This is a genomic window from Nocardiopsis sp. NPDC055824, assembly GCF_053616335.1.
Genome location: NZ_JBSHDN010000041.1, coordinates 16,663 through 40,288, shown reverse-complemented (window position 1 = coordinate 40,288; position 23,626 = coordinate 16,663). Strand labels below are relative to the sequence as shown.

General features: G+C 72.9%; 26 protein-coding genes. 7 read left to right on the top strand and 19 right to left on the bottom strand.

Translation table 11 applies throughout. The features are described 5' to 3' along the window. Positions 1 to 80 precede the first annotated feature (80 nt). The 6 genes from ACWGL3_RS11675 to hisI all read right to left on the bottom strand — a co-directional run bounded on the left by ACWGL3_RS11675 (position 81) and on the right by hisI (position 3,080). Positions 81 to 443, bottom strand: coding sequence for a CD225/dispanin family protein (locus ACWGL3_RS11675; RefSeq protein WP_267945768.1), 363 nt, complete (start codon positions 441 to 443; stop codon positions 81 to 83). 100 nt (positions 444 to 543) lie between these two features. After that, a complete protein-coding gene (locus ACWGL3_RS11670) occupies positions 544 to 1,050 on the bottom strand; it encodes a DUF2752 domain-containing protein (RefSeq protein WP_267945769.1) in 507 nt (168 codons plus the stop codon). A gap of 91 nt (positions 1,051 to 1,141) precedes the next feature. Next, on the bottom strand, positions 1,142 to 1,498 hold the full coding sequence (locus ACWGL3_RS11665; protein WP_267945770.1) for a CD225/dispanin family protein: 357 nt from the start codon (positions 1,496 to 1,498) through the stop codon (positions 1,142 to 1,144). Positions 1,499 to 1,753: 255 nt separating this feature from the next. Next, positions 1,754 to 2,035: an HGxxPAAW family protein gene (locus ACWGL3_RS11660; RefSeq protein ID WP_267945771.1), complete on the bottom strand. Its 282-nt coding sequence runs from the start codon at positions 2,033 to 2,035 to the stop codon at positions 1,754 to 1,756. Further along, positions 2,035 to 2,739 (bottom strand): Trp biosynthesis-associated membrane protein, encoded by a 705-nt coding sequence (locus tag ACWGL3_RS11655; protein ID WP_267945772.1) that lies wholly within the window; start codon positions 2,737 to 2,739, stop codon positions 2,035 to 2,037. The genes ACWGL3_RS11660 and ACWGL3_RS11655 overlap by 1 nt, the downstream gene beginning before the upstream one ends. Next, positions 2,736 to 3,080: a phosphoribosyl-AMP cyclohydrolase gene (gene hisI / locus ACWGL3_RS11650; RefSeq protein ID WP_267945773.1), complete on the bottom strand. Its 345-nt coding sequence runs from the start codon at positions 3,078 to 3,080 to the stop codon at positions 2,736 to 2,738. The genes ACWGL3_RS11655 and hisI overlap by 4 nt, the downstream gene beginning before the upstream one ends. Before the next feature lie 201 nt (positions 3,081 to 3,281). Between hisI and ACWGL3_RS11645 the strand changes: the two genes are divergently transcribed. Further along, complete coding sequence (locus ACWGL3_RS11645; RefSeq protein ID WP_267945774.1) at positions 3,282 to 4,283, top strand: phosphoheptose isomerase family protein; 1,002 nt, start codon at positions 3,282 to 3,284, stop codon at positions 4,281 to 4,283. Positions 4,284 to 4,298: 15 nt separating this feature from the next. Here ACWGL3_RS11645 and ACWGL3_RS11640 read toward each other — a convergent pair whose 3' ends face one another. From ACWGL3_RS11640 to hisD, 10 genes are all read right to left on the bottom strand, one after another. Further along, entirely contained in the window at positions 4,299 to 6,152 is a 1,854-nt protein-coding gene (locus tag ACWGL3_RS11640) for an ABC transporter ATP-binding protein (protein WP_452461240.1), read from the bottom strand. After that, on the bottom strand, positions 6,149 to 8,173 hold the full coding sequence (locus tag ACWGL3_RS11635) for an ABC transporter ATP-binding protein (protein WP_267945776.1): 2,025 nt from the start codon (positions 8,171 to 8,173) through the stop codon (positions 6,149 to 6,151). The genes ACWGL3_RS11640 and ACWGL3_RS11635 overlap by 4 nt, the downstream gene beginning before the upstream one ends. Before the next feature lie 356 nt (positions 8,174 to 8,529). Beyond that, the gene (locus tag ACWGL3_RS11630) at positions 8,530 to 9,132 is read right to left on the bottom strand and encodes a peptidoglycan-binding domain-containing protein (protein WP_267945777.1); all 603 of its coding nucleotides are present in this window, start codon (positions 9,130 to 9,132) and stop codon (positions 8,530 to 8,532) included. A gap of 178 nt (positions 9,133 to 9,310) precedes the next feature. After that, positions 9,311 to 10,084: an imidazole glycerol phosphate synthase subunit HisF gene (hisF, locus tag ACWGL3_RS11625; RefSeq protein WP_267945778.1), complete on the bottom strand. Its 774-nt coding sequence runs from the start codon at positions 10,082 to 10,084 to the stop codon at positions 9,311 to 9,313. Beyond that, positions 10,081 to 10,848, bottom strand: a complete 768-nt coding sequence (gene priA / locus ACWGL3_RS11620; protein WP_344181745.1) for a bifunctional 1-(5-phosphoribosyl)-5-((5-phosphoribosylamino)methylideneamino)imidazole-4-carboxamide isomerase/phosphoribosylanthranilate isomerase PriA — start codon at positions 10,846 to 10,848, stop codon at positions 10,081 to 10,083. Before priA ends, hisF begins: the two co-directional genes overlap by 4 nt. Positions 10,849 to 10,881: 33 nt before the next feature. Continuing rightward, on the bottom strand, positions 10,882 to 11,535 hold the full coding sequence (gene hisH, locus ACWGL3_RS11615) for an imidazole glycerol phosphate synthase subunit HisH (protein WP_452461239.1): 654 nt from the start codon (positions 11,533 to 11,535) through the stop codon (positions 10,882 to 10,884). Between the two features lie 16 nt (positions 11,536 to 11,551). Then, positions 11,552 to 11,713, bottom strand: coding sequence for a hypothetical protein (locus tag ACWGL3_RS11610; protein ID WP_267945781.1), 162 nt, complete (start codon positions 11,711 to 11,713; stop codon positions 11,552 to 11,554). Further along, on the bottom strand, positions 11,714 to 12,307 hold the full coding sequence (gene hisB / locus ACWGL3_RS11605; protein WP_267945782.1) for an imidazoleglycerol-phosphate dehydratase HisB: 594 nt from the start codon (positions 12,305 to 12,307) through the stop codon (positions 11,714 to 11,716). A 64-nt stretch (positions 12,308 to 12,371) separates the two neighbouring features. Further along, positions 12,372 to 13,469: a histidinol-phosphate transaminase gene (locus ACWGL3_RS11600; protein ID WP_330159365.1), complete on the bottom strand. Its 1,098-nt coding sequence runs from the start codon at positions 13,467 to 13,469 to the stop codon at positions 12,372 to 12,374. A 94-nt stretch (positions 13,470 to 13,563) separates the two neighbouring features. After that, on the bottom strand, positions 13,564 to 14,865 hold the full coding sequence (gene hisD, locus ACWGL3_RS11595) for a histidinol dehydrogenase (protein ID WP_267945784.1): 1,302 nt from the start codon (positions 14,863 to 14,865) through the stop codon (positions 13,564 to 13,566). Positions 14,866 to 15,113: 248 nt separating this feature from the next. Between hisD and ACWGL3_RS11590 the strand changes: the two genes are divergently transcribed. The 4 genes from ACWGL3_RS11590 to ACWGL3_RS11575 all read left to right on the top strand — a co-directional run bounded on the left by ACWGL3_RS11590 (position 15,114) and on the right by ACWGL3_RS11575 (position 19,392). Then, complete coding sequence (locus ACWGL3_RS11590; protein WP_267945785.1) at positions 15,114 to 15,674, top strand: ferritin; 561 nt, start codon at positions 15,114 to 15,116, stop codon at positions 15,672 to 15,674. Between the two features lie 239 nt (positions 15,675 to 15,913). Beyond that, entirely contained in the window at positions 15,914 to 16,690 is a 777-nt protein-coding gene (locus ACWGL3_RS11585) for an LON peptidase substrate-binding domain-containing protein (protein ID WP_267945786.1), read from the top strand. A 202-nt stretch (positions 16,691 to 16,892) separates the two neighbouring features. Continuing rightward, the gene (gene ybaK / locus ACWGL3_RS11580; protein WP_452461238.1) at positions 16,893 to 17,378 is read left to right on the top strand and encodes a Cys-tRNA(Pro) deacylase; all 486 of its coding nucleotides are present in this window, start codon (positions 16,893 to 16,895) and stop codon (positions 17,376 to 17,378) included. Positions 17,379 to 17,532: 154 nt separating this feature from the next. After that, positions 17,533 to 19,392 carry an AMP-dependent synthetase/ligase gene (locus ACWGL3_RS11575; RefSeq protein WP_344180826.1) on the top strand — a complete coding sequence of 620 codons (1,860 nt, stop codon included), beginning with the start codon at positions 17,533 to 17,535 and terminating at the stop codon, positions 19,390 to 19,392. 18 nt (positions 19,393 to 19,410) lie between these two features. Here ACWGL3_RS11575 and ACWGL3_RS11570 read toward each other — a convergent pair whose 3' ends face one another. Continuing rightward, the gene (locus tag ACWGL3_RS11570; protein WP_267945789.1) at positions 19,411 to 20,121 is read right to left on the bottom strand and encodes a hypothetical protein; all 711 of its coding nucleotides are present in this window, start codon (positions 20,119 to 20,121) and stop codon (positions 19,411 to 19,413) included. Positions 20,122 to 20,204: 83 nt separating this feature from the next. On the opposite strand from ACWGL3_RS11570, the gene ACWGL3_RS11565 reads away from it, so the two are divergent. Continuing rightward, positions 20,205 to 20,735, top strand: coding sequence for a DinB family protein (locus tag ACWGL3_RS11565; protein ID WP_267945790.1), 531 nt, complete (start codon positions 20,205 to 20,207; stop codon positions 20,733 to 20,735). Between the two features lie 119 nt (positions 20,736 to 20,854). After that, on the top strand, positions 20,855 to 21,388 hold the full coding sequence (locus tag ACWGL3_RS11560; RefSeq protein ID WP_352982954.1) for a DinB family protein: 534 nt from the start codon (positions 20,855 to 20,857) through the stop codon (positions 21,386 to 21,388). Positions 21,389 to 21,479: 91 nt separating this feature from the next. On the opposite strand, the gene ACWGL3_RS11555 is transcribed toward ACWGL3_RS11560, so the two are convergent. Further along, positions 21,480 to 22,277 carry a PadR family transcriptional regulator gene (locus ACWGL3_RS11555; RefSeq protein ID WP_267945792.1) on the bottom strand — a complete coding sequence of 266 codons (798 nt, stop codon included), beginning with the start codon at positions 22,275 to 22,277 and terminating at the stop codon, positions 21,480 to 21,482. Positions 22,278 to 22,442: 165 nt separating this feature from the next. Then, entirely contained in the window at positions 22,443 to 23,534 is a 1,092-nt protein-coding gene (locus ACWGL3_RS11550; RefSeq protein ID WP_267946180.1) for an IS110 family RNA-guided transposase, read from the bottom strand. Positions 23,535 to 23,626 lie beyond the last annotated feature (92 nt).

Sequence of the window (23,626 nt, the reverse complement as noted above, 5' to 3'; positions counted from 1 at the left end):
GGACAGGGGCGCCGTGTCCCGAGCACCGCTCGTCGTGCCGCTCGCGGCGGCACGCGCTGCCGTGGGCCGGGATGCCTGCCTCAGTACGTGGCCGCGGCGCCGAAGGCGACGATGAACATCAGGAGGACGAAGAGCAGGTAGAGGACGACGCAGATGAATCCGACCAGGCCGATGATCCCCATGATCTTGGCGACCTGCGCGGAGGACTGGGCTCCCGCGTAGTCACCCGACTCCCACTTGCTGTTGACCTGGAGCGCGAAGATCAGGCCGATGATGCCGATCACGGTGCACCCGAAGATGCCCAGGATGTTGAACATCAGGTAGTTCTTGGGCGGTCCGCCCGCGGGCGGGCCTCCGTACCCCGGCGCGCCTCCGTAGCCCGCGGGCGGGCCGTAGCCACCGCTGGGCGGGCCGTAGCCGCCGGTGGGAGGTCCGTAGCTCATAGGGGTCCAACCTTCCAGGACGTGTGTGTGGTGCGTTGACTCGTACGGGGGGTCGTGGCGCTCATCCGCTCAGACGGCGGAAGTGCCCTTCTGGTTCTGGCTACCAGCCGGGGAACAGCGGTGTTCCCGGGGCGAGGAAGGAGAACCAGGGCAGGTTGCGCAGGATCCAGTGGGCGGTGATGACGATCAGGAGCAGCCACAGGAACCAGCCCGGGGTGAGCTTGGGCGGCTTCGTGGGCGGTCGGACCGCCCTGACCAGCCACAGCGTGTAGGTCACCGCGATGTAGGGGAGCAGGAGCACCAGCAGGGGGTTCATGCTGATGGCGCCGAGGAAGTCGCCGTGCGTGGCCAGGGCGATCGCGCGCATGCTGCCGCAGCCGGGGCAGAACGTGCCGGTGAGCAGCAGCCACGGGCACGTGGGGTAGTTGCCGGGCTCGTTGGGGTCCACGAAGTGCAGGAGCGTGGCCCCGGTCAGGCCGAGGACACCCAGGCCGACGGGCCACACGACCGGGGGCAGGGCCCTGAGCCGGTGTTCGACGCGCTGGGTCCACGAGGGCGCGGCAGGCGTCTCGGGCCCGGCGGTCTCGGGTGGTTCGCTTGGGTGCACGGGACCAGCCTACGGGTTCGGGGAGGACAGGGTTCTGCCCCCGTGGCCACAGGGCGCACGGGGGCAGACACGTGCTCGGTGCGGGTGCCGACTAGTAGTACGTGGGCGTTGACGCAACGAGGAGCACGGTGCTCACGATGTAGAAGCCGATGCTCAGCACGTAGGCGATGCTGCCGAGGATGAAGGCGAGCTTCGTGAACTTCTTCGCCTGGGCCTGGGCCTGCATCGCGCCGGCCTGGTCGCCGCGGTTCCACAGGTCGTTGACCTTGGTCGCGTTGATGATCGCCGGAATGGCGAGGGGCCAGCAGCAGAAGACTGCGACGATCGCCCAGGTGAGGCCGTTGTCGGGCGGGGTGCCGCCGGGGGCGCCGTAACCGCCTCCGGGAGGCCCGTAGCCGCCGCCGGGGGGCGGGCCGGGGTTGCCGGGGGGAGGGGGACCGTAGCTCATGGTCGTACAACTTTCAGAAAGAGGACAAGGGATTTCGCACGGTGTGGAGAACACACCGGCCCGACATGGGGCAGGATCGGGTCACCGGAACGCGTACGTCACGGGCAGAAACGAATGATGCCAGACAGAGGGGACATCAGCCGACAGGCGACGACACGTTTGGCAGGTCCGGTGTGGTGAATCTACCTGCCCCATGGGACCTTCGTCCATTTTCCGTTACTCACTCGTTGTGAGCTGCGGTTTCGCGGAGGGGGGTCAGTTCTTGCCCGCCGTGGCCGAGACCTTCTGGGCGGCTTCCCACGCCTCACGGGTCTGCGGGTAGGGGCGCGGCTCCTTGCGGCCGAGGCCGGCCTTCTTCATGACGCCGGCGATGACGGCCAGGACGACGCTGAGGCCGAGACCGATGAGGGTCCACGTCACCAGGTCGCCGCCGAGGATGATGGCGACGGCCGCCACGGTCCATGCCACGATCCAGGAGAGGGTGAGGAACCAGGCGGAAACGGTGTTGCCGTGGTCGTCGTGGTGTTCGTCGGCCATCAGTGGTTCTCCTTCGGTTCGGCTGGCCGTGCTGCCAGCGGTGCGGGTTCGGCGGCGTCCCCGGGACCGGCGGGGTCCTCGGACCGGCCGCCGTCGGGGGCGTCGAGTGTGGGATCGTCACCGGCATCCAGCGATTTCCACAGGTCGGCAGGTGTCTCGGCCCGGGTCGCGCGCGGTGCGGCGTCCCGATCGTACCGGGTGCCCATGCCCGGCCAGGCAGGGGCTCGTACCGCGGACAGGAGCCCGGTGAGGACCAGGAGGACGGCGCCTCCCGCGGCCATGGCGGGGCCGAGCGCGGCCAGGTGGGGCGCCGCCGCCACCTGGGCGGTGCCCGCGGCGTCGGTGGCGTTCTTCGCCACGGCCTCCATGAGGGCGTCGGGCCGTGTTGCTCCCCACACGGAGGTCAGGGCGAGGACGCCGCCCGCGGCGACGAGGGCGCCGACGAGCCGCCGGGCCCATCCGCGTGTGGCGTACAGGCCCGCGATGCCGGCCAGGCCGGCCCACCCGATGCCGCTGGGCGCGCCGGTCAGGTCGGCCCCGGTGAGTGCGACGGGGACCGGCGGGACCGGTCCGGGCGCCGTGAGCTGGCCGGTCGCCCACTGCTGTCCGGCGGCGGCGAGGAGGAGTCCGGCGCCGGCGGCCAGGCCGAGCATGGTGGCGCCGTACTCGCGCCGGACGCGGGGGGATGTCGTGGAGGAGCTCACAGCAGTTCCCCGGCGTCGAAGCACGTGCGGTCGCCCGTGTGGCAGGCGGCGCCCTCCTGGTCGACGCGGACCAGGAGCGTGTCGCCGTCGCAGTCCAGTGCGACCGACACCACACGCTGGGTGTGGCCCGACGTGGCTCCCTTGACCCAGTACTCGTTGCGGCTGCGCGACCAGTAGGTGGCGGCGCGGGTCGTGAGGGTGCGGTGCAGCGCCTCGTCGTCCATCCAGGCGAGCATGAGCACCTCCCCGGTGTCGTGCTGCTGGACGACGGCGGGGACGAGGCCGTCCGCGGTCCGCTTGAGTCGGGCGGCGATGGCCGGGTCGAGGCTGGTGACGCTCATGTCCTCCAGGTTATGGCCGACCGTCCAGCGGTCCGCACCGGGTCGTGCCCAGCGGGACCGGGCGCGGGGCGTCCCCTTGGGGGCGTTCGTCCGGGGCGGTTAGAGTTCGTGCGTCCTCCCGGTTCGGGTGCCGCGGGCCGTCCCCGGCGCCCGCCGCGCTCCCCCGCCCCTTCCGTCCGCCGTCTCCACCCTGGGAGTTCCGTGACCGCCGAGACCCTGTCCGCCGACCTGGCGGGCAAGCCCGCAGCGCTGACCTCGCTCGCCACCCGCTTCCCCCGGTGGGACCCCTACGCCGCGCTGCCCGCGCTCCTGGCCGACGAGCCCGCCGCCGTGCGGTTCGTGGGCCTGGGTTCGGCCCGTTACGCCTGCGAGGTGGCGGCGGCCCGGCTGCGGCGCGCGGGCATCGCGGCGAGCGCGGACCGCTCCTCGTCCGCGGAGCAGCCGCCCGCCGGCCCGGAGACGCTGGTGGTGGCGGTGTCCCTGGGCGGCGGCCAGAGGGAGCTGTACACGGTGCTGGACCGGTACGTCGCGCGGTCACCGGTGATCGTGCTGGCCCCGTCCGCGGACCTGGTGGTGGGGCACTACGCGGACCTGCTGGTGCCGCTGCACGCGGGCGAGGAGGAGAGCGGCCTGGCCTGCCGGGCCTACCAGCACGCGCTGGCGTTGCTCCTGCTGCTGGGCCACCGCCTGGGCGCCCCTGTGTCCGGGAGCAGCCAGAACTTCCCGGGGCTGCTGCGCCGGGCGGCCAACGCCGCGAAGTCGCTGCTGGCGAGTGCTCCGGAGTGGGTGCCCGAGGCGGCGCGGATCCTGGAGTCGCCGCACGGCGTGCACCTGGTGGCGCCGGACGAGCGGATGGCGTCGGCCTCGCAGGGCGTCCAGGCCCTGCGCAAGGGTCCGGTGCGGGCGGCGTACGCGTGCGAGACCGGCGAGTGGTCGCACACGGACCGCTACCTGGCGGCCGTGACGGACTACCGGGCGCTGCTGTTCGCGGGGTCGGCCTACGACGAGCGGTTCGCCGAGCACCTGGGGCACCTGCGCGGCACGTTCGTGGCCGTGGGCCCCACCCCCGGGCACGAGCGCGTGCCGGGGGCGGAGCTGACCGTCCGCTACCCGGGCGACTCCGACCCAGATGTGAGCCTGCTGGTGGAGCCGCTGGTGGCGGAGCTGCTGGCCGCCCACTGGTGGAGGGCGTCCCGCCGCTGACGGACGGTGGCGGGGTCAGGCCGAGGAGCTGACCCAGGAGGCGTACAGGTCGGCGTACACGCCGGGCCGCGCGACGAGTTCGTCGTGCGACCCGCTCTGGACGATGCGGCCGTCGTCGAAGACCAGTACCCGGTCGGCCGCCTCGGCGGTGGACAGGCGGTGTGCGATGGCCACGGAGGTACGTCCCCGGGTGAGCCGGTCCAGGGCCCGCTGGATGCGGACCTCGGTGTGGGGGTCCACGGCCGACGTGGCCTCGTCGAGGACGAGCAGGTCGGGGTCGGCGACGTAGGCGCGCACGAGGGCGACGAGCTGCCGCTCCCCCGCCGACAGGGACTCTCCGCGCTGTCCGACCGGTGTGTCCAGGCCGTGCGCGAGGGAGTCGAGCCACTCGGAGAGGCCGAGTTCGGTGACGGCTGCCTCCAGCTCGGCGTCGGTGCTCTCGGGGCGGGCGAAGCGGATGTTGTCGCCCAGGGAGCTGTCGAAGAGGAAGCCCTCCTGCGGGACCATGACGACGCGGCTGCGCAGGGAGGAGAAGGCCACCTCGCGCAGGTCGGCGCCGTCGAGGCGCACGGTGCCCCTGGCGGGGTCCATGAGCCTGGTGAGGAGTTTGACGAAGGTGGTCTTGCCCGAGCCCGTCTCCCCCACGACCGCGACCCGGGTGCCCGGGGTGATCTCGACGGCGACGTCGTCCAGGACGACGGGGCCGTCGGGGTAGGAGTAGGTGACGTCGTCGAAGGTGACCCGGACCGGGCCGCGGGGCAGGACCTTGCCGGCCTCCCCGGGGTCGGCGATGTCGGGTGCGGTGTCCAGGACGCCCAGGACCCTGCGCCATCCGGCGATGGCGTTCTGGGCCTCGTTGAAGATCTCGGTCGCCATCATCATGGGCTGGATGAACAGGGTCAGCAGGAACAGGAAGGCGATGAGCTGTCCGGCGGTCAGGTCGCCGCCCAGGCCGAGCCAGACGCCGACGAGGACCACGGCCGCGTTGCCGACCGCGGAGACGATCTCGGCGAAGGGTGAGACCGCCATGGCCAGCCGCTGGGCGCGGACCTGGGAGCGCCGGGTCCTGGTCACGGTGGAGTCGATCCGCTCCGCGGTGCGCTTCTCGGTGCCGTGGGCGCGGATGACGGCCGCGCCCATGACGGTCTCGCCGATGACGCCGAGCATGTCGCCGGTGTTCTCGCGGACCTTCATGTACGCCGAGGACAGGTGCTTCTGGAGCCAGCGGACGCCGAACAGCAGCGGCAGCACGCAGACCCACACCACGATGGTGAGCTGCCAGGAGTAGACCGCCATGAGGGCGGTGGCGACGAGGAGCTGGCCGGCGCTGACGAGCAGGAGCAGGCCGCCCCACTGCATGAAGGTGCTGATCTGGTCGACGTCGCTGGTGACGCGGGAGACCAGGGCGCCCTTGCGCTCGCTGTTCTGGGTGAGCACGGACAGGTCGTGGACGTGCCGGAACGCCTTGCGGCGCAGGGTGGCCAGGCCGGACTCGGTGGCCCGGTACAGGCGCAGGTTCATCAGGTAGGACGCGACCATGGTGACCACGAGGAGTCCGGCGCAGACGGCCACCATGCGGGTGACGAAGGCGAGGTCGGGGCCTTCCGGTCCGGAGAGCCCGTTGTCGATGATCTGCTGGACGGCGACGGGGACGACGATCTTGCCGCCGGTGGCGACGACGGCGAACACCAGGGTGAGCCAGAGGCCCTGGGCGAACTCCGGGGAGAGCCGCAGGCCTCGCCGGACCGTGCCCATGGCGGTGTCGGTGGAGCGGTGCAGGGAGAGGAGCGGGTCGGCGGCGTCGCCGGCCTCCCGCCCGGGGTCCGGTTCGGGCCGCTGGTCGGCGCGGGTCTGGGCGGGTGCGCTCATCGGCTCGTCTCCTCGGTGGCGTGGTCGCCGTGCGCGGTGGCGGGCGGGGCGGGTTCGAGTGGTCCGGGTTCCTCGGGGAGGGGTTCGCGTTCGGCCTCGCCCTCGGCGGAGGCCCGTTCGTACGCGGTGACCAGCCTGGTGTAGCCGGGTGAGGCGGTGAGGAGCTCGTCGTGGGTGCCGCGGGCCAGGACGCGGCCCCGTTCCATGTAGACGACCTCGTCGGCGAGTTCGATGGTGGCGCGCCGGTAGGCGACGACGACCACGGTGGCGGCGTCGTCGCGTGCGCGCAGCCCGGCGAGGATCTGGGCCTCGACCTGCGGGTCGACGGCGGAGGTGGCGTCGTCCATGATCAGCAGCCGGGGCCGCCGGACGACGGCGCGCGCCAGGGCGAGGCGCTGGCGCTGGCCGCCGGACAGGGTGGTGCCCTTCTCCCCGAGCGGGGCGTCGAGGCCGCCGTCGAGTTCGCCGATGAAGCCGTCGGCGCGGGCCAGGCGCAGGGCGGCCCACACCTGCTCGTCGTCGATGTCGGCGCCGAGGGTGATGTTGTCGCGGACCGTGTCCTCGAACACGAAGGTGCCCTGGGGCACGAGGGCGGCGTGCCCGGAGACCTGGCCGCGGGCGAGGTCGCGGACGTCGACGCCGTCGAGGCGGATGTGGCCCGTGTCGGGGTCGACGAGGCGCATGAGCAGGGTGGTGAGCGTGGACTTGCCCGAGCCGGTGGGGCCGACGAGGGCGACGGTGCGGCCGGGGGCGATGTCCAGGTCCACTCCGTTGAGGACGGTGGTGCGGGCGGTGGTTTCCCCGTCGTCCATCAGGTCGCGGCCGCCGCCGTCGGCGTCGTAGGAGTCGGCGTAGGAGAAGGTGACGCCGCGGGCGCTCAGGGCGATGCCGCGGGGGCTGTCCTCCAGGGTCCGGTCGCCGTGCTCCATGGTGCCGCCGGATCCGAGGACGGACTGGACGCGGTCCCAGCCGACGACGCTGCGGGGCAGGTCGCCGAGGATCCACCCGAAGGAGCGGATCGGCAGGGCCAGGAGGGTGAAGAGGAAGGCGATCTGGACGAGGTCGCCGGGGTCGATGGCGCCGGTGGAGAGCCGCCACATGCCGAGGAGCAGGACGGCGAGCACGCCGAAGTTGGGCAGCGCCTCCATGACCGGGTCGAACATGGAGCGCATGCGGCCGACCTGGATGAGGGCGTCGCGGAGGCTGTGCGCGGACCGGGTGAAGCGCTCGGTCTCGGTGTCCTCCCTGCCGAGGGTCTTGACGACGAGGGCGCCGTCGAAGGACTCGTGGGCGACGCCGCTGACCTCGGCGCGCAGGGCCTGGGCCCGGGAGGCCATGGGTGAGACGCGGCGCTGGAAGACGACGTTGGCGGCGGCCAGGACGGGGAAGACGACGAAGGCGACCAGGGCGAGCACGGGGTCGGTGACGAGCATGGCCACCGCGGCGATGACGAGCATGAACACGCTGCCGACGGCCATGGGCAGCGGGGCGAGCGGCTGCCAGGCGGCCTCGACGTCGGCGTTGGCGTTGGAGAGCAGCTGGCCGGTGGGGTGGCGGTGGTGCCAGGAGAGCGGGAGTTCGAGGTACTTGCGGGCGACGGCGCGGCGGTAGCGGGCCTGCATGCGGAACTGCATGAGGGCGGCGAGCATGCGGCGCATGGCGATGCCGACGGCCTTGCCCAGGCCGACCGCGAGGAGCAGTCCGGCGGCGGTGGCGAGCGCGGCCGCGGTGGTGCTGCCCCGGGCGAACGCGGGGAGGATGGTGGTGTCGGTGAGGTGGCCGAGGACGGAGGCCGAGCCGACGGTGACGCCGGCGTGCAGCATGGCTCCGGCGACGGCGGCGAGGAAGATCCACGGTTCGGTGCGCGCGGCGACCCACAGGACGCGCATGCCCCGGCCGAAGATCCCGGCGCCGGCGGTGTCCGCGGCGCGGTCGCCGGTCCCGGCGCCGCCGACGGGCTCCTCCGGTGGCGCGGAGCCCTCCCCGGTCCCCGGATCCCTCGTGCTGGTGCCCTGCGCCATACGCCCCCCGTTCGTCTGCCTGCCGGTCCCGCCGGCACGGCCCGGCCCCTCACGCGCCGACGCCCTCCGGGCATGCCGAAGGGGACGTGGGTGCGTGTGTCCAGCCAACCTATCCAGCGGAACCGACAAGGTTCCACCGGATTGTTTCAGCGCGGTTCGCGCCGGGGCTATTCCGGCCGGGAGGGTCCGGCGGTCGCGGGAGCGCCCGGGGGCGGGGGACGGCGCCCGGGGCGGGCGGAGGGGTCCGCGTGCGGTGGCCGGCGCACGCCGGGTGGGGTGGTCGACGGGGCGCCCGGTCCACCGGGGTGGTCCGGGCGCCGTGGCGGTCGGAGCGGCCGTCCTCCGACCGCCGGGTACTACTGGGCCGCGACCTGGTAGGTGACCAGCGCGCGGAAGGTCAGGCGGCCGGTGATGCCGTCGACCCCGATGCCGAACTCGCGCTGCGCGGCGCGGACCGCCCGCTCGGTGGCGGGGCCGTACTGGCCGTCGACGGCGAGCCCGGAGGCGATCCCCTTCTCCTTGAGGAGGACCTGGATCGCCTCGACGACGAGTCCGCGGGTGCCCGGGCCGTACTCGCCGAAGGTGCGCTCGCGCAGCAGCAGCCAGGTCTCCTCGTCGAGCGCCCCGGTCTCGACGAGGTCGTTCGGGTTGTCCCGCTGGTAGCGCTTGACCGTGTTCTCGAGGCTGAGGTTGAAGAACCGCGAGGTGGTGCTGTCCGAGCGGTAGCCGTGGTGGGCGAGCAGCTTGCGTGCGGCCGCGATGTCGACCGACCGGTCGCCCCTCACGTAGTACGGCCACGCCTCGGCCTCGATCTGGGCGACGACCTGCTCGGAGGTGCGGTTGAGGTTGTCGGCGGAGGCCGCGGGAGCGGTGGCGACGACGGCGGTGGCGGCGACCGCGGAGGCGGCGATCAGGGAGACGAAACGCCTACCAAAACCACCAAAAAAGTGCGGAAACATGCGAAAAAAGGTCCTTCCCCCGTGGGTAATGGGCACTACGGGGATCATGCTCACACGAAGCATCGGCGTGTCGAGGCAACGCCACACGGAAACGACTACGTGTCGTCATACGGACGCGCAAGGTCCCCGGGACGTACTCGTCCCGGGGACCTTGCGCACTTCCACCCGCCGAAATCCCTCAGCGCACCGCGTGGCCCGCCTCGCGCAGGCTCCGCTTGACGTCGGCGACGGTGAACTCGCCGAAGTGGAAGACCGTCGCGGCCAGCACCGCGTCCGCGCCCGCCTCCACCGCCGGGACGAAGTGCTCGACCGCCCCCGCGCCGCCGGAGGCGATCAGGGGCACGTCCACCCGGGCCCGCGCCCCGCGGATCAGCTCCAGGTCGAAGCCGGCCCTGGTGCCGTCGGCGTCCATCGAGTTGAGCAGGATCTCCCCCGCGCCCAGCCCGGCGGCGCGCTCGCACCACTCCAGGGCGTCGATCCCGGTCCCGCGGCGGCCGCCGTGGGTGGTGACCTCGAACCCGCTGGGGGTCGGCCGGTCGCCCTCGCGCACCCGGCGCACGTCGGCGGAGAGCACCAGGACCTGGCGGCCGAAGCGCTCGGCGATCTCCTCGATGAGCTCGGGCCGGGCGATGGCGGCCGTGTTGACGCCCACCTTGTCCGCGCCCGCCCGCAGCAGGAGGTCGACGTCGTCGGCGGTGCGCACCCCGCCGCCCACGGTCAGCGGGATGAACACCTGGTCGGCGGTGCGGCGGACCACGTCGTAGGTGGTCTCCCGGTCGCCGCTGGAGGCGGTGACGTCGAGGAAGGTGAGCTCGTCCGCGCCGGCCGCGTCGTAGCCGTGGGCGAGCTCCACCGGGTCGCCCGCGTCGCGCAGGTTCTCGAAGTTGACGCCCTTGACCACCCGCCCGGCGTCCACGTCCAGACAGGGGATGACGCGCACGGCCAGGCTCACCGGACCACGTCCTCGGCGTCGCGCACCGCAGCCAGGGCGTCCTCCAGGGTGAACGCGCCCTCGTACAGCGCGGTGCCCATGATGGCGCCCTCCACCCCCAGCGGGACCAGGGTGGCGATGGCCCTCAGGTCGTCCAGGCTGGACACGCCGCCGCTGGCGACCACCGGCTTGTCGGTGCGCTCGCACACGGTGCGCAGCAGGTCCAGGTTGGGGCCCTTGAGGGTGCCGTCCTTGTTGACGTCGGTGACGACGTACCGGGCGCAGCCCTCCGACTCCAGCCGGTCCAGGGTCGCGAACAGGTCGCCGCCGTCCCGGGTCCAGCCGCGCGCGGCCAGGGTCGTGCCGCGCACGTCCAGGCCGATCGCGATCCGGTCGCCGTGCTCGGCGATGATCCTGGCGCACCACTCCGGGTTCTCCAGGGCCGCGGTGCCGATGTTGACCCGGCGGCACCCGGTGGACAGCGCGGCGGCCAGCGACTCGTCGTCGCGGATGCCGCCGGACATCTCCACCTTGACGTCCAGGCGTCCCACGATGTCGCGCAGCAGGTCGCGGTTGTGTCCGCGCCCGAACGCGGCGTCCAGGTCCACCAGGTGGATCCACTCGGCCCCGGCGTTCTGCCAGGCCGTGGCGGCCTCGAAGGGGTCGCCGTACTGGCCCCCCGAACCGGCCTTGCCCTGGACGAGCTGGACGGCCTGCCCGCCCGCCACGTCCACGGCGGGAAGCAGTTCGAGTGCGGGGGACGACGGGGTGTGCTCGCCGGTCATGAAACCTTCTCGTGCTCGGTGGGAAAACGTCGGTCAGAGGGTGGCGACCCAGTTGGCGAGCAGGCGGGCGCCCGCGTCGCCGGACTTCTCCGGGTGGAACTGGGTGGCGCACAGCGGCCCGTTCTCGACGGCGGCCACGAACGGCTCGCCGTGCTCGGCCCAGGTGACCCCGGGCTCGCGGATGCGCTCGTTGTGCGTGGAGAACTCCCACTCGCGCACCGCGTAGGAGTGCACGAAGTAGAAGCGCTCCTGCGGGCCGATCCCGGCGAAGAGCCGCGTGTCCGCGGGGGGCCGGACGGTGTTCCAGCCCATGTGCGGCACGATCGGCGCGCGCAGGCGGTCCACGGTCCCGGGCCACTCGCCGCAGCCCTCGGTCACCTGGTCCCCGGCCCTCGGGTCGGCGCGCTCCACGCCCCGGTCGAAGAGGACCTGCATCCCCACGCAGATGCCCAGGACGGGGCGGCCCCCGGCCACGCGCCGACCGATGATCCGGTCGCCGCCGGCCGCTCTGAGGCTGGACATGCAGGCGCTGAACGCGCCGACGCCCGGGACGACGAGGCCGTCCGCCTCCAGTGCGACGTGCGGGTCGGAGGTGACGGTGACGTCGGCGCCGGTGCGCTCCATGGCGCGCTGCGCCGAGCGCAGGTTGCCGGAGCCGTAGTCGAAGACGACCACTCGTGACGGCATGGGAACTGCCCTTCCTCTACAGGTAGCCCAGTCGGAGAGCGCCGGAGGCGACGGCGAGCACGGTGCAGCCGGCCAGGGCCACGGCGATGAGCCTGTTGACCTTCCACATCGCGTAGGCGCCCCCGGCCAGGAAACCGCCCAGCACGACGAGGGCGATCCCCCACAGGTCGGTGTCCATCTACAGGGCGCCCTTGGTGGAGGGGATGCCGCTGACGCGCGGGTCCTTCTCCGTGGCGGAGCGCAGGGCGCGCGCCAGTGCCTTGAACTGGCACTCCACGATGTGGTGGGCGTTGCGCCCGTAGGGGACGCGCACGTGCAGGGCGACCCGCGCCTGGGCGACGAAGGACTCCAGGATGTGGCGGGTCATGGTGGTGTCGTAGTCGCGGCCGATGATCGGCGCCATGCCCTCGGGTTCGCTGTGGACCAGGTAGGGGCGGCCGGAGACGTCGACGGTCACCTCGGCCAGTGCCTCGTCGAGGGGCACCTTGGCGTCGGCGAAGCGGCGGATGCCGGCCTTGTCGCCGAGCGCCTCCCGGAAGGCCGCGCCCAGGGCCAGGGCGGTGTCCTCCATGGTGTGGTGCGAGTCGATGTGCAGGTCGCCCTCGGTGCGCACGGTCAGGTCGAACAGGCCGTGCTTGGCGAGCTGGTCGAGCATGTGGTCGAAGAAGCCGACGCCGGTGGAGACGTCGGCGACGCCGGTGCCGTCCAGGTCGATCTCGACCAGGACCTTGGTTTCCTTGGTTGCGCGTTCGACGCGCCCGATACGGCTCATGGTGACTCTCCCGGTGGTTCTGGCGGGTGCGGTGGGGCGGGGCCGGCGGGTCCCGGAGGCGCGGTCAGCGGCCGGTCGCGCGGAGGAGCGCTGCCCGGAAGGCGGCCATCTCCTCCGGGGTGCCGACGGTGACGCGCAGCCAGCCCGGCGGACCGACCTCGCGGATGAGGACCTGCTGGTCGAGCATCGCCTGCCACACCTCGGTGCGGTCCTCGAACTCACCGAACAGGACGAAGTTCGCGTCGGAGTCGGCCACGGCGAAGCCGTGCTCGCGCAGCCAGGCGACGGCGGCGTCGCGTTCGGCGCGCAGGTCGTCGACGGCGCCGAGGAGTTCGTCGGAGTGGTCGAGCGCGGTGAGCGCGACCGTCTGGGTGACGGCGGACAGGTGGTAGGGCAGGCGGACCAGCTGGAGGGCGTCGACCACGGCCGGGTGCGCGGCCAGGTAGCCGACGCGGGCCCCGGCCAGGGCGAACGCCTTGGACATCGTGCGCGAGACGATCAGCCTGGGGTGGTCGGCCAGCAGGGTGAGCGCGCTGGGCGTGCCCGTGCGGCGGAACTCGGCGTAGGCCTCGTCCACGACCACGACCCCGGGCGCCGCGTCGGCGACGCGCGCGATGTCGGCGATGTCCAGGGCCGTGCCGGTGGGGTTGTTGGGCGAGGTGAGGAAGACCACGCTGGGCCGGTGCTCGGCGATCGCGGCCAGGGCCGTGTCGGTGTCGATCCGGAAGTCGGCGTCGCGCGGCACGGACACCCATCCCGTCCCGGTGCCCCGGGAGATGATCGGGTGCATCGAGTAGGACGGCTCGAAGCCCATGGCGGTCCTGCCCGGCCCTCCGAAGGCCTGGAGGATCTGCTGGAGGACCTCGTTGGACCCGTTGGCAGCCCACACGTGGGCGCCGGTCAGACCGTGGCCGAGGTAGGAGGCCAGGCCCTCGCGCAGGCGGACCGCGTCCCGGTCGGGGTAGCGGTTGAGGCCCAGCGCGGTGGCGGCCACGGCGTCGGCCAGGGCCCTGGCGAGGCGGGGCGAGGGCGCGTGCGGGTTCTCGTTGGTGTTGAGGACCACCGGCACGTCCAGTTGGGGCGCCCCGTAGGGCGAGCGCCCCCGCAGGTCGTCGCGGAGTGGCAGGTCGTTCAGTGTGAAGCTCACGGGTTCCACGCTCATGGTCGGTTGTGGGCGGGCGGGTGTGCGGGGCTCCCGCGGCCTGTGCGGCCGCGAGGTCCCCGGCCCCCTCCCGCCGGGCGGTCGGCCGCAGGGCTCAGGCCGTCACCGGGTTCGTGCGCGCGGCGACGGCCTCGCCGTGCGCGGGCAGGTCCTCGGCGTCGGCCAGGGTGATGACGTGGTGGGCGACGTCGGCCAGCGCGTCGCGGTCGTAGTCCACGATGTGCACCCCGCGCAGGAAGGTCTGCACGCTCAGGCCGCCGGAGTGGCAGGCGCAGCCGCCGGTGGGCAGCACGTGGTTGGACCCGGCCGCGTAGTCGCCGAGGGAGACCGGTGAGAAGTCGCCGACGAAGACAGCCCCCGCGTTGCGCACGCGCGCGGCCCGCGCGGGGGCGTCCACGGTCATGATCTCCAGGTGCTCGGCGGCGTAGGCGTCCACGACCGCGAGCCCGTGTTCGAGGTCGTCCACCAGGACGATGCCGGACTGCGGACCGGACAGGGCCTCGCGGACGCGGCCGCTGTGCTTGGTGGCGGCGACGCGCCGCTCCAGGTGCCCGGTGACGGCGTCGGCGAGCGCCTCGTCCGGGGTGACCAGGACCGAGGCCGCGACGACGTCGTGCTCGGCCTGGCTGACGAGGTCGGCCGCGACGTAGTCGGCGTTGGCGGTGGAGTCCGCCAGGATCGCGATCTCGGTGGGGCCCGCCTCGGCGTCGATGCCGATGACGCCCTTGAGCAGGCGCTTGGCCGCAGCCACCCAGATGTTGCCCGGACCGGTGACCATGTCGGCGCGCCGGCACCCCTCGGCGCCGTAGGCGAACATGGCGATGGCCTGGGCGCCGCCGACCGCGTAGACCTCGTCCACGCCCAGCAGGGCGCACGCGGCGAGGATGGTCGGGTGCGGCAGCCCGCCGAAGTCGCTCTGCGGCGGTGAGGTGACCGCCAGGGAGCGCACCCCCGCCTCCTGGGCGGGGACGACGTTCATGATGACGCTGGAGGGGTAGACGGCCCGGCCGCCCGGCACGTAGAGGCCGACGCGGTCGACCGGGATCCACTTCTCGGTGACGGTGCCGCCCGGGACGACCTGGGTGGTGTGGTCGGAGCGGCGCTGGTCCCGGTGGACCTTGCGGACGCGGCGGATCGACTCCTCCAGCGCGGCGCGCACGGCCGGGTCGAGACCGGTCAGGGCCCCCTCGATCGCCTCGGCGGGCACGCGGATGTCGGTGAGCCGGACGCCGTCGAAGCGCTCGGTGAGCTCGATCAGCGCCTCGGTCCCCCGATGGCGCACGTCCTCGCAGATGGGACGTACGCGGTCGGCGGCGGCCGCCACGTCCAGTTCCGCGCGCGGAAGGGCTTCGCGCGGGTCGCCTTGGGTGCCTCGGAGGTCGATTCGACTGATCACGGGCCCAGTCTAGGGGGCCTCGCGCATTCGGTGGGCTGCGGCGTCCGGATGATGGACACCACACCTTCGCGACCGGCGGGTACGCGATCGCGGCGACCCGGGCCGACAACCACCGCAAATACCGCGAATAAGTGTCGCCTAACTTTGGGACACCTAACCTAATTTGACTTCAGAAAGGCTTGCCTAACAATGAGCGACACGTTTTGGCGCGTTTCGTAAAACTCTTATCGATGAGTTATCGTAGGGCCATGACTTCGAACAAGAGCAGCGATATCGGCCTTTCCAAGTTCCACCGCCTCCTGGTCGACCAGGTACGGCACGAGTTCACGGCCTCGCACCAGTACGTCGCCATCGCCGCCTGGTTCGACGACCAGGACCTGCCCCAGCTGGCGCGGGTCTTCTACGAGCAGTCCCTGGAGGAGAGGGACCACGCGATGATGATCGTGCGGTTCCTTCTCGACAGCGACATCCAGTTCGCGCTCCCCTCCGTGGACGAGATCGAGACCGATTTCTCCACCCCCCGCGACCTGGTCGCCCTGGCCCTTCGCCAGGAGCGCGAGGTGACCGACCAGTTCCAGAGACTGGCCAAGGTCGCCCGCGACGAGGACGACTACACGGGCGAGCAGTTCCTCCAGTGGTTCATCCAGGAGCAGACCGAGGAGGTCGCCAAGATGTCGACGCTCCTCAACGTGGTGGACCGCGCCCAGGGCAACCTGTTCGACGTGGAGACCTTCGTGGCCCGCGACATGCCCAGCGAGGACAACGGGAGCCAGGGCGCTCCCGGCACCGCGGGCCCCGCGGTCTCCTGACCGGCGCGGCCCTCCGGCCACGCGGCCGCCCGGTGGGCGGCCGCCTCCCGTGCGGCCCGGGGCCCGGACGCCCGTTCCCGAGGGGGGAGCCGGGAGCCGGCCCCGGGCCGTACGCGCGCCCGGACGCGTTCCGGTGTTCGGCCGAGGCCGAGCCGGGATTCCCCCGGGCCGTACGCGCGCCCGGACGCGCCGACCCGCGCGACGCCGTCGCCCCGCCGGGAGGGAGGCATACTGGGGGCATGCCCGTGGCACTGCCGATCTTCCCGTTGAACACCGTCCTGTTCCCCGGTATGACCGTTCCCCTGCACGTCTTCGAGCGGCGGTACCGGGCCCTGGTCTCGGAGCTGCTCGGCCCCGCCCTCGCCCAGAGCGAGGTGACCGGGCACGACCGGGGACCGCGCCGGTTCGGCGTGGTGTGGATCGAGCTGGGACACGAGGTGGCCGCCGAGTCGGGCCAGGGCGCGGGCGGGGCCGACACCGGGGTGCCGACGATCGGCGGTCCGGGGACCTCGCTCCCCAGGGTGGCCGCCACCGGCTGCACAGCCCTGCTGCGCAACGTGCGCACCTACGACGACGGGCGCTACGACCTGGTGGTCGAGGGGGGCGCCCGGTTCGCGGTCACCGACCTGGCCGAGGTGGACGCCTCCTCCCCCGAGGTGTACTCGACCGCCTCGGTGTCGTTCCTGCCCGAGCCCCTGGGTCCTGACGCCGACGAGCACGCCGAGCACGTACGGGACCTGTTCGGGACCTACTCCCAGCGGTTGGCGTCGATCGGGATGTCGCCGGACTCCGCGCCGGAACTGCCCAAGGACCCCATCGCCCTGTCGTACTCCGTGGCCGCGTCGGTCGTGCTGGACCAGTCCGAGAAGCAGCGGATGCTGGAGGCGGAGGACGCCGCGACACGGCTGGCGGTGGCGGCCAGGTTCCTGCGCCGGGAGAACCGCATCGTGGCGGCCCCCACCCTCCCCAACCTGCCCGCGGGCCCCTTCCTCAGCAACGGCGTCTCCTTCAACTGACCCGGGGCGGGGACGATCCGCACCCCGCCACCGGGGCCCGCCCCTCCCCGCAGGTCCCCTCGTGGGACGCGCGGGTCCGGGTCTAGCCTGCTGTACGGACAGGTGCGGCCGGCGCGGCCCGCCCGGGACCGGCCCGGACGCTTCGCGCGGACCGTCGACGCACATCCGCGCGCTCGCGCGCAGACAGGAACCAGGAATTCCGATGAGCGGAAAAGCCACACCCGCGACCGTGGCCGCCGGGCGGACCAAGACCACCTACACCCTGCACCCCTACGAGGTGGACGGCGGCTCGGAGGGGAGCTCCTACGGCGCCGACGCCGCCGACGCGCTCGGGGTGCCCCGCGAGCACGTCTTCAAGACTCTGATCGCCGAGGTGGACGGGGTGTTCACGGTGGGGGTCGTCCCGGTGAGCACCTCGCTCGACCTCAAGGCGCTCGCCGCCGCGGTCGGCGGCAAGAAGGCCGCCATGGCCGACCCCGACAGGGCCGAGAGGATCACCGGCTACGTCAGGGGCGGGATCAGCCCGCTGGGCCAGCGCAAGCGGCTGCGGACGGTGATCGACTCCTCGGTGACGGACCTGGCCTCCGTCTACGTCTCGGCGGGGAGGCGCGGCCTGCAGATGGAGCTGCGCCCGAACGACCTGATCGCGCTCACCGACGCGGTCACCGCCCCGATCTGCGCCGGCTGACACCGGTCCGGCCACGGGCGGCGGCCGGCGCGGGGGCGGGGCGCGGCGACGCACCGCAGCGGACTGCCACGTTCCCTCCCCGCCGGGGCCGACGTCCGGGAAGGCCCGCGGAGGGGCTGTTGCCGGGCTACCTACCCGGGGGTAGCTTTGTGAAATGGGCAACACATCCCCCTTCTCCTCCGTTCCCGGTATGTTCACCCACCGCGTCGCCGAGTCCGGTGACGCCGTGGCGTTCAGCCATCCCGTCCCCGACCCGAGCGGCGCTCCCGAGAAGTGGGAGACCCTCACCTGGTCCCAGACCCTCGACCGCGTGCGCGACCTCGCGCTGGGCCTGCACTCCCTGGGAGTGACCTCCCAGGCGCGGTGCGCCATCGCCTCCGGCACCCGGATGGAGTGGATCCTCGCCGACCTGGCCATCCTCTGCGCCGGCGGCGCCTCCACCACCGTCTACCCCTCCAGCACCCCGCCCGACTGCGCCTACATCCTCTCCGACTCCGGCAGCATGGTGGTCTTCGCCGAGGACGCCGCACAGGTCGCCAAGCTCGTCGACCAGCGGGCGCAGATCCCCGGCGTGTCCAAGGTGGTCGTCTTCGACGGCGACGGGGACGGCGACTGGGTCATCACCCTGGACGAGCTGTCCGCCCTGGGCGCGGAGCTCCGGGAGGAGAGACCCGGCCTGTTCGACGCACTCGTCGCGGCGGTCCGGCCCGACCACCTGGCCACCCTCATCTACACCTCCGGCAGCACCGGAAGGCCCAAGGGCGTGCGCCTGGACCACTCCAACTGGCTTTACGAGGCCCAGGCGGTCCAGGACCTGGACGAGGAGCTGCGCGGGCAGGGCTGGGAGATGCTCACCCCCGACGACGTCCAGTACCTGTGGCTGCCCCTGTCCCACGTCTTCGGCAAGCTCATGCAGGTCAGCCAGTTGCGGATCGGTTTCAGGACCGCCGTGGACGGCCGGGTGGACAAGATCGTGGACAACCTGGCGATCGTGCAGCCCACCTTCATGGCGGCCGCGCCGCGCATCTTCGAGAAGGTGTACAACCGGGTCGTCATGCAGGCCGCGGAGGGCGGCGCCGCCAAGTACCGGATCTTCCGGTGGGCCGCGGGGGTCGCGGACCGGGTCGCCCGCGAGAAGGAGGAGGGGCGGACGCCCACCGGCCTGTTGGCCGTCCAGCACCGGGTGGCGGACCGGCTCGTGTTCTCCAGGCTGCGGGCGCGCTTCGGGGAGCGCCTCAAGTTCTTCGTCTCCGGCAGCGCCCCGCTCTCCCCCGAGATCGGCCGGTTCTTCTACGGGGCCGGAATCCTCATCCTGGAGGGCTACGGCCTCACCGAGACCAGTGCGGGCACGTTCCTCAACCGGCCGGGTTCGGTCCGGTTCGGCACCGTGGGCCTGCCCATGCCCGGCACGGAGGTCAAGCTCGCCGAGGACGGCGAGATCCTCATCCGCGGCGGGTGCGTGATGCGCGGCTACCACAACCTGTCCGGCGCCACCGAGGAGGCGCTCGGCCCGGACGGATGGTTCGCCACCGGCGACATCGGCGTCCTGGAGGGCGGACACCTGCGGATCACCGACCGCAAGAAGGAGCTCATCAAGACGTCCGGCGGCAAGTACGTCGCGCCGCAGGGGATCGAGAGCCGCTTCAAGGCGCTGTGCCCCTACGTGAGCAACCTGGTCGTGCACGGCGACAGGCGCCCCTACTGCACCGCGCTGGTGGCCCTGGACCCCGAGGCCGTCGGCGTGTGGGCGGCCGAGAACGGACTGGGCCACCTCGACTACACGGCACTGACCGCGGAGCCCCGGGTGCGGCAGATGGTCCAGGAGGCCGTCGACGAGCTGAACAGGGGGCTGCCCCGGCACGAGACGGTCAAGAGGTTCACCGTCCTCCCCCACGACCTGACCGTGGAGGAGGGCGAGATCACCCCCAGTCTCAAGATGAGGCGGAGGACGATCGAGGCCAAGTACCGGCACCTCCTCGACGCCATGTACGAGGACTCGGTCCGGCCCCTCTGAGGCGCACGCGGCCGGGGGTCAGCGCCCGGTGCCCTCCGGTCCGGACGGGTCGTGTTCGACCGCGACAGGCGCACCGCGGGCGGGCGGCGCCGGGGGCAGCCCGCCGTCCCGCGGCGTCCGGTCCCCGCCCTCCTGCCCGACGGCTCCCTCCGCCGCCCCCTCGGGCGGCGCGGGAGGGGGCGGGGGGACGCCGGGCAGGTCGCGGCGCACGATGCTGACCGCGTCGAGCAGGCCGTACTGGAGCACGAACACGAAGGGCCAGGCCACCAGGAACGCGGTCGCGTCCAGGTGGAGCCCGGTCACGACCGTCGCGCCGGACTCCGCCGCCCCGACGGCGGCGTGGACCCCGCCGTCCAGTGCCACCCCGACGCGCCAGGTGAGCAGGGCGCCCGCGACCGCGCCCAGGAAACCCGCGACCAGGACGGCCAGGCGCAGGTCCTGGAGGCGTCGCCGGGCCAGCGGGAACTGGACCATGTAGGCCGCGTACCCGGTGGCCAGGCCGGCGAGCGCGGTCATGACGACGAAGTAGCCCTCACCGGCGAACACGTCCTCGGTGGTGCCGGTGAAGACCTGCCCGTCGCCCAGCGCGGTGCCCTCCGCGCGGGGCGCGAACTGCCACCACACCAGGCCCAGCAGCGCGCCCAGCAGAACCAGGGCCCCGAAGACGCACGCCCCCACGGCCAGCTGTCGTAGCGGCGCCGCCCCGTCCGCGCGGTTCTGCTCCGTCATCTCCCCAACTCTCCTCACCCCGTCCCGGTCCCACCCCGGAAAACCAGTGGATACAGGGCATAGCCGGAACGGAGAATACCGGCATGAGCGACGAGAACAGCCCTCCGGCCGCACCCGCGCCCCGGCGTGTCGATCCTCCCCTGGCGGCCGACGAGCGCACCATGCTCACCAGTTATCTGGACAGGCAGCGCGCCACGGTCCACCTCAAGTGCGCCGGTCTGGCCTCGGAGCTGTCGGGGGCGGCTCCCCTCCCCACCTCTCCGCTGATGACCGCGGGCGGCCTCGTGTCCCATCTGCGGTGGGTGGAGGCGTTCTGGTTCGAGGTGGTGATGCTCAACCAGGCCGACCGGGCGCCGTACTCGCTGGAGGACCCGGACGCCGAGTTCCGCGTCGGCGCCGAGCTGCCGCTCACGGGGCTGCTCGACGACTACGCGGCCCAGTGCGCGCGCTCGCGCGAGATCACCGCGAGGCTGGAGCTGGGGGCGTCGGCCCGCCGTTCGCGGCCGCAGCCGACCCTGCGCTGGGTGCTCCTGCACATGATCGAGGAGACCGCCCGCCACAACGGGCACCTGGACGTCCTGCGCGAACTCGCCGACGGCGTGACCGGGCAGTAGGACCGGGCCAGGGCCGGGGCGCGCCCCCGGAGCCCTCCCCGTCCACGGCCTCCCGCACCGGGGACGGCGCCTCCGGAAATGCGCTGGCGCGCGAGGGGCGCCGACCGGACAATACGGGGATGAACGACGAGAACGTCCCCCTGACCGCCCCCGGCCGCGTCGATCCGCCCATGGCGGCCGACGAGCGCACCATGCTCACGACGTGGCTGGAGTGGCACCGCGCCACGGTGCACGCCAAGTGCGTGGGCCTGTCCCCCGGGCACGCCTCCGCCACCCCGCTTCCGACGTCGCCGCTGATGAGCGTCGGCGCCGTGGTCTCGCACCTGCGCTGGGTGGAGCACGCCTGGTTCGAGAAGCTCCTGATGGGACTGCCCGAGAACGGGCATGCGACCCCCGAGGACCCCGACGCCGAGTGGCGGCGCGGCAGTGAGCTCCCCCTGTCCCTGCTGCTCGACGAGTACGAGGAGCAGTGCGCGCGCTCGCGCGAGATCACCGCGGGGCTCGACCTGGACGCGGTGGCCGCCACCGCCCGGAAGGACGAGGAGCCCACCACCCTGCGCTGGGTCCTGGTGCACATGATCGAGGAGACCGCCCGCCACAACGGGCACCTGGACCTGCTGCGCGAACTCGCCGACGGGGTGACCGGCGAGTAGGGCGGGACCGGAACCGGGGCCGGACCGCGGAGGGCCCGTGCCGACCGCTGGAAACCCAGGGTCGTGTCCACGGGCCCCCGGCGTCCCCGGCTCAGAGGCCGGCGTCCTCCTCGGGGTCCGGCTCCGGGGCGGTGTCCTCCTCGGCCAGGATCAGGTAGAGGTTGCGCCGTGTCTCGGCCAGGAGCCGCTTGGCGCGGTCCAGCTGGTCGTCGGTGCCCGCCTGGGCGACCTGGGCGGCGGCCGCCGCCAGCTGGTACGCCAGGCCGCCGATCTCCTCGTAGCGGGACCGGCTGTCCGCGTGGGCGTCCGCACCCGCCTCCCAGGGCGGGGTGAGCCCGGCGCCGTTCTCGTCCAGGTAGGCGATGCCCTCCTCGGTGAGCCGGTAGGGACGGCGACGCCCCTCCCCCTCCTCCTGTGCGACCAGGCCCTCGTCCTCCAGCTGCTGGAGCATCGGGTAGACGGACCCGGGGCTGGGCCGCCACATGCCGCCGCTGCGGTCGCGGCCCTCGCGGATGATCTCGTAGCCGCTGCGCGGCTCCTCGGCGATGAGCAGCAGGATGCCGGTGCGGACGTCGCCGCGTCGGGCCCGGCGCCCGTCGCCGCGACCGCCCCGGTGGCCGCCGGGACCGTGTCCGAAACCGCCGAACGGGCCCCCGAAGGGGACTCCCGCCCCTCCCCAGGGTCCGCCTCCCGGCGGGACTCCGGGAGGCGGCGGGGGCGGCGGCGGTCCGAACTGCGCCCGGTCGCCGCCGTGCTCGTGTCCGTACTCGTGCGGGTGGGGGCCGCGGTGCGCGTCGGCCGGGTGCCGGTCCCAGGGACGCCGCGCACGCTCGGAGCGTCCGCCGCGTGCGTTCCAGGACCAGGGGCCGGGAAGTGCCATGGCGCTCATGCTGTTCTCCTTCTATCGATACAGAGAGACTGTCTACTCTGTTCTGATAGCTCAAAGATATATCGTTAACTTTCTTCCGGCAAGTCCCGGACACAGAAGAATCCCCGTGGGCCGCACCGCGCGGCTCACGGGGATCCTGATCGCTCGGGGATGCTCCTATGGATGTCAAGCAGCTTGAGCGAGGCCGCTGTCGATGGGACTTCGGTTGGTGGCCGTGTCACGCACCGACCGCGTCAGCACGCGGTAGACCTCCCGGGCCACATGGCGTTTGAGACAGCGCATGATGTCCTTCTTCGACAGGCCCTGCCCGGTGCGCCGCTCGACGTAGGCGCGGGTGCGCCCGTCCCAGCGCATCCGTACCAGCACGATGGTGTGCAGGGCGTGGTTGGCGGCCCGGTCACCGCCCCGGTTGAGCCGGTGCCGGTCCCGCCGCCCGGACGAGGCCGGCACCGGCGCGACCCCGCACAGGTGCGCGAACGCCGCTTCCGAGGCCAACCGGCCGGGGTTGTCCCCGGCCGTGGCCAACAGCTGCCCGGCCACGTCCGGCCCCACCCCCTTCAACTCCAGCAGCTCCGGGGCCGCCCGACGGGTCAGGGCCCCGAGCTCGGCGTCCAGACCGGCGAGCTCCTCCTCCAGAGCGATGATCCGCCTGCCCAGACGGCGCAGCGCGAACTTGACCGCCTGGGCGGGGTCGGCCAGATCCGCACCGGGCCGCAGTCGCGCGCACGTGGTGGCCAGCACCTTGGCCGAGAGCCCGCGCAGCCCCGCGCGCACCTGTTCAGGGGAGGTGATGACCAGTTGGCGGGCCTGGTTGATCGCCTGGGTGCGGGCCTTGACCGCCGAGCGGCGCACCACCCGCAGGGAGCGGACGGCCTCGACGACGCCGTCACGGGTCTTGGGGGTGCCGCAGGCCCGACCGGAGGCCACCGCGGTGGCGGCGGCGTAGGCGTCGATGGGGTCGGACTTGCCCTTCATCCGCCGCGTTTTGCGGTCGGGGCGGTCCACCTCCACCACTCTCAGGCCCTGGCGGGCCAGGTGACGGGAGAGCTCGGCGCCGTAGGCGCCGGTGCCCTCGACCCCGACCGCGGCCACGGTGCCGTGGGAGGACAGCCAGGACGACAGGTGGCGGTAGCCGGTGCCGGTGGCGGGGAACTCACGGTCGGCCAGGTGGCGGCCCAAGGGGTCGATCACGGCGGCGTGGTGGGTGTGGCCGTGGGTGTCCACGCCCGCTGTGACAACGAGGGGCTGATCGGTCATGCTGGTACCTGCCGTCCTGTCGCTGATCCCGGTGGGTGGCACGCGCCGGCCGGGCGGGCGGACAAGACTGTGGCGGGGCTTTTCGACCAAGC

Excerpts from the sequence above, each read along its gene's own strand:
- ACWGL3_RS11675 (WP_267945768.1), bottom strand. The coding sequence starts at position 443 with ATGAGCTACGGACCTCCCACCGGCGGCTACGGCCCGCCCAGCGGTGGC.
- ACWGL3_RS11665 (WP_267945770.1), bottom strand. The coding sequence starts at position 1,498 with ATGAGCTACGGTCCCCCTCCCCCCGGCAACCCCGGCCCGCCCCCCGGC.
- ACWGL3_RS11660 (WP_267945771.1), bottom strand. The coding sequence starts at position 2,035 with ATGGCCGACGAACACCACGACGACCACGGCAACACCGTTTCCGCCTGG.
- hisI (WP_267945773.1), bottom strand. The coding sequence starts at position 3,080 with ATGAGCGTCACCAGCCTCGACCCGGCCATCGCCGCCCGACTCAAGCGG.
- ACWGL3_RS11640 (WP_452461240.1), bottom strand. The coding sequence starts at position 6,152 with ATGAGCGCACCCGCCCAGACCCGCGCCGACCAGCGGCCCGAACCGGAC.
- ACWGL3_RS11635 (WP_267945776.1), bottom strand. The coding sequence starts at position 8,173 with ATGGCGCAGGGCACCAGCACGAGGGATCCGGGGACCGGGGAGGGCTCC.
- ACWGL3_RS11630 (WP_267945777.1), bottom strand. The coding sequence starts at position 9,132 with ATGTTTCCGCACTTTTTTGGTGGTTTTGGTAGGCGTTTCGTCTCCCTG.
- priA (WP_344181745.1), bottom strand. The coding sequence starts at position 10,848 with ATGACCGGCGAGCACACCCCGTCGTCCCCCGCACTCGAACTGCTTCCC.
- hisH (WP_452461239.1), bottom strand. The coding sequence starts at position 11,535 with ATGCCGTCACGAGTGGTCGTCTTCGACTACGGCTCCGGCAACCTGCGC.
- ACWGL3_RS11610 (WP_267945781.1), bottom strand. The coding sequence starts at position 11,713 with ATGGACACCGACCTGTGGGGGATCGCCCTCGTCGTGCTGGGCGGTTTC.
- hisB (WP_267945782.1), bottom strand. The coding sequence starts at position 12,307 with ATGAGCCGTATCGGGCGCGTCGAACGCGCAACCAAGGAAACCAAGGTC.
- ACWGL3_RS11600 (WP_330159365.1), bottom strand. The coding sequence starts at position 13,469 with ATGAGCGTGGAACCCGTGAGCTTCACACTGAACGACCTGCCACTCCGC.
- ACWGL3_RS11590 (WP_267945785.1), top strand. The coding sequence starts at position 15,114 with ATGACTTCGAACAAGAGCAGCGATATCGGCCTTTCCAAGTTCCACCGC.
- ACWGL3_RS11585 (WP_267945786.1), top strand. The coding sequence starts at position 15,914 with ATGCCCGTGGCACTGCCGATCTTCCCGTTGAACACCGTCCTGTTCCCC.
- ybaK (WP_452461238.1), top strand. The coding sequence starts at position 16,893 with ATGAGCGGAAAAGCCACACCCGCGACCGTGGCCGCCGGGCGGACCAAG.
- ACWGL3_RS11575 (WP_344180826.1), top strand. The coding sequence starts at position 17,533 with ATGGGCAACACATCCCCCTTCTCCTCCGTTCCCGGTATGTTCACCCAC.
- ACWGL3_RS11570 (WP_267945789.1), bottom strand. The coding sequence starts at position 20,121 with ATGACGGAGCAGAACCGCGCGGACGGGGCGGCGCCGCTACGACAGCTG.
- ACWGL3_RS11565 (WP_267945790.1), top strand. The coding sequence starts at position 20,205 with ATGAGCGACGAGAACAGCCCTCCGGCCGCACCCGCGCCCCGGCGTGTC.
- ACWGL3_RS11560 (WP_352982954.1), top strand. The coding sequence starts at position 20,855 with ATGAACGACGAGAACGTCCCCCTGACCGCCCCCGGCCGCGTCGATCCG.
- ACWGL3_RS11555 (WP_267945792.1), bottom strand. The coding sequence starts at position 22,277 with ATGAGCGCCATGGCACTTCCCGGCCCCTGGTCCTGGAACGCACGCGGC.
- ACWGL3_RS11550 (WP_267946180.1), bottom strand. The coding sequence starts at position 23,534 with ATGACCGATCAGCCCCTCGTTGTCACAGCGGGCGTGGACACCCACGGC.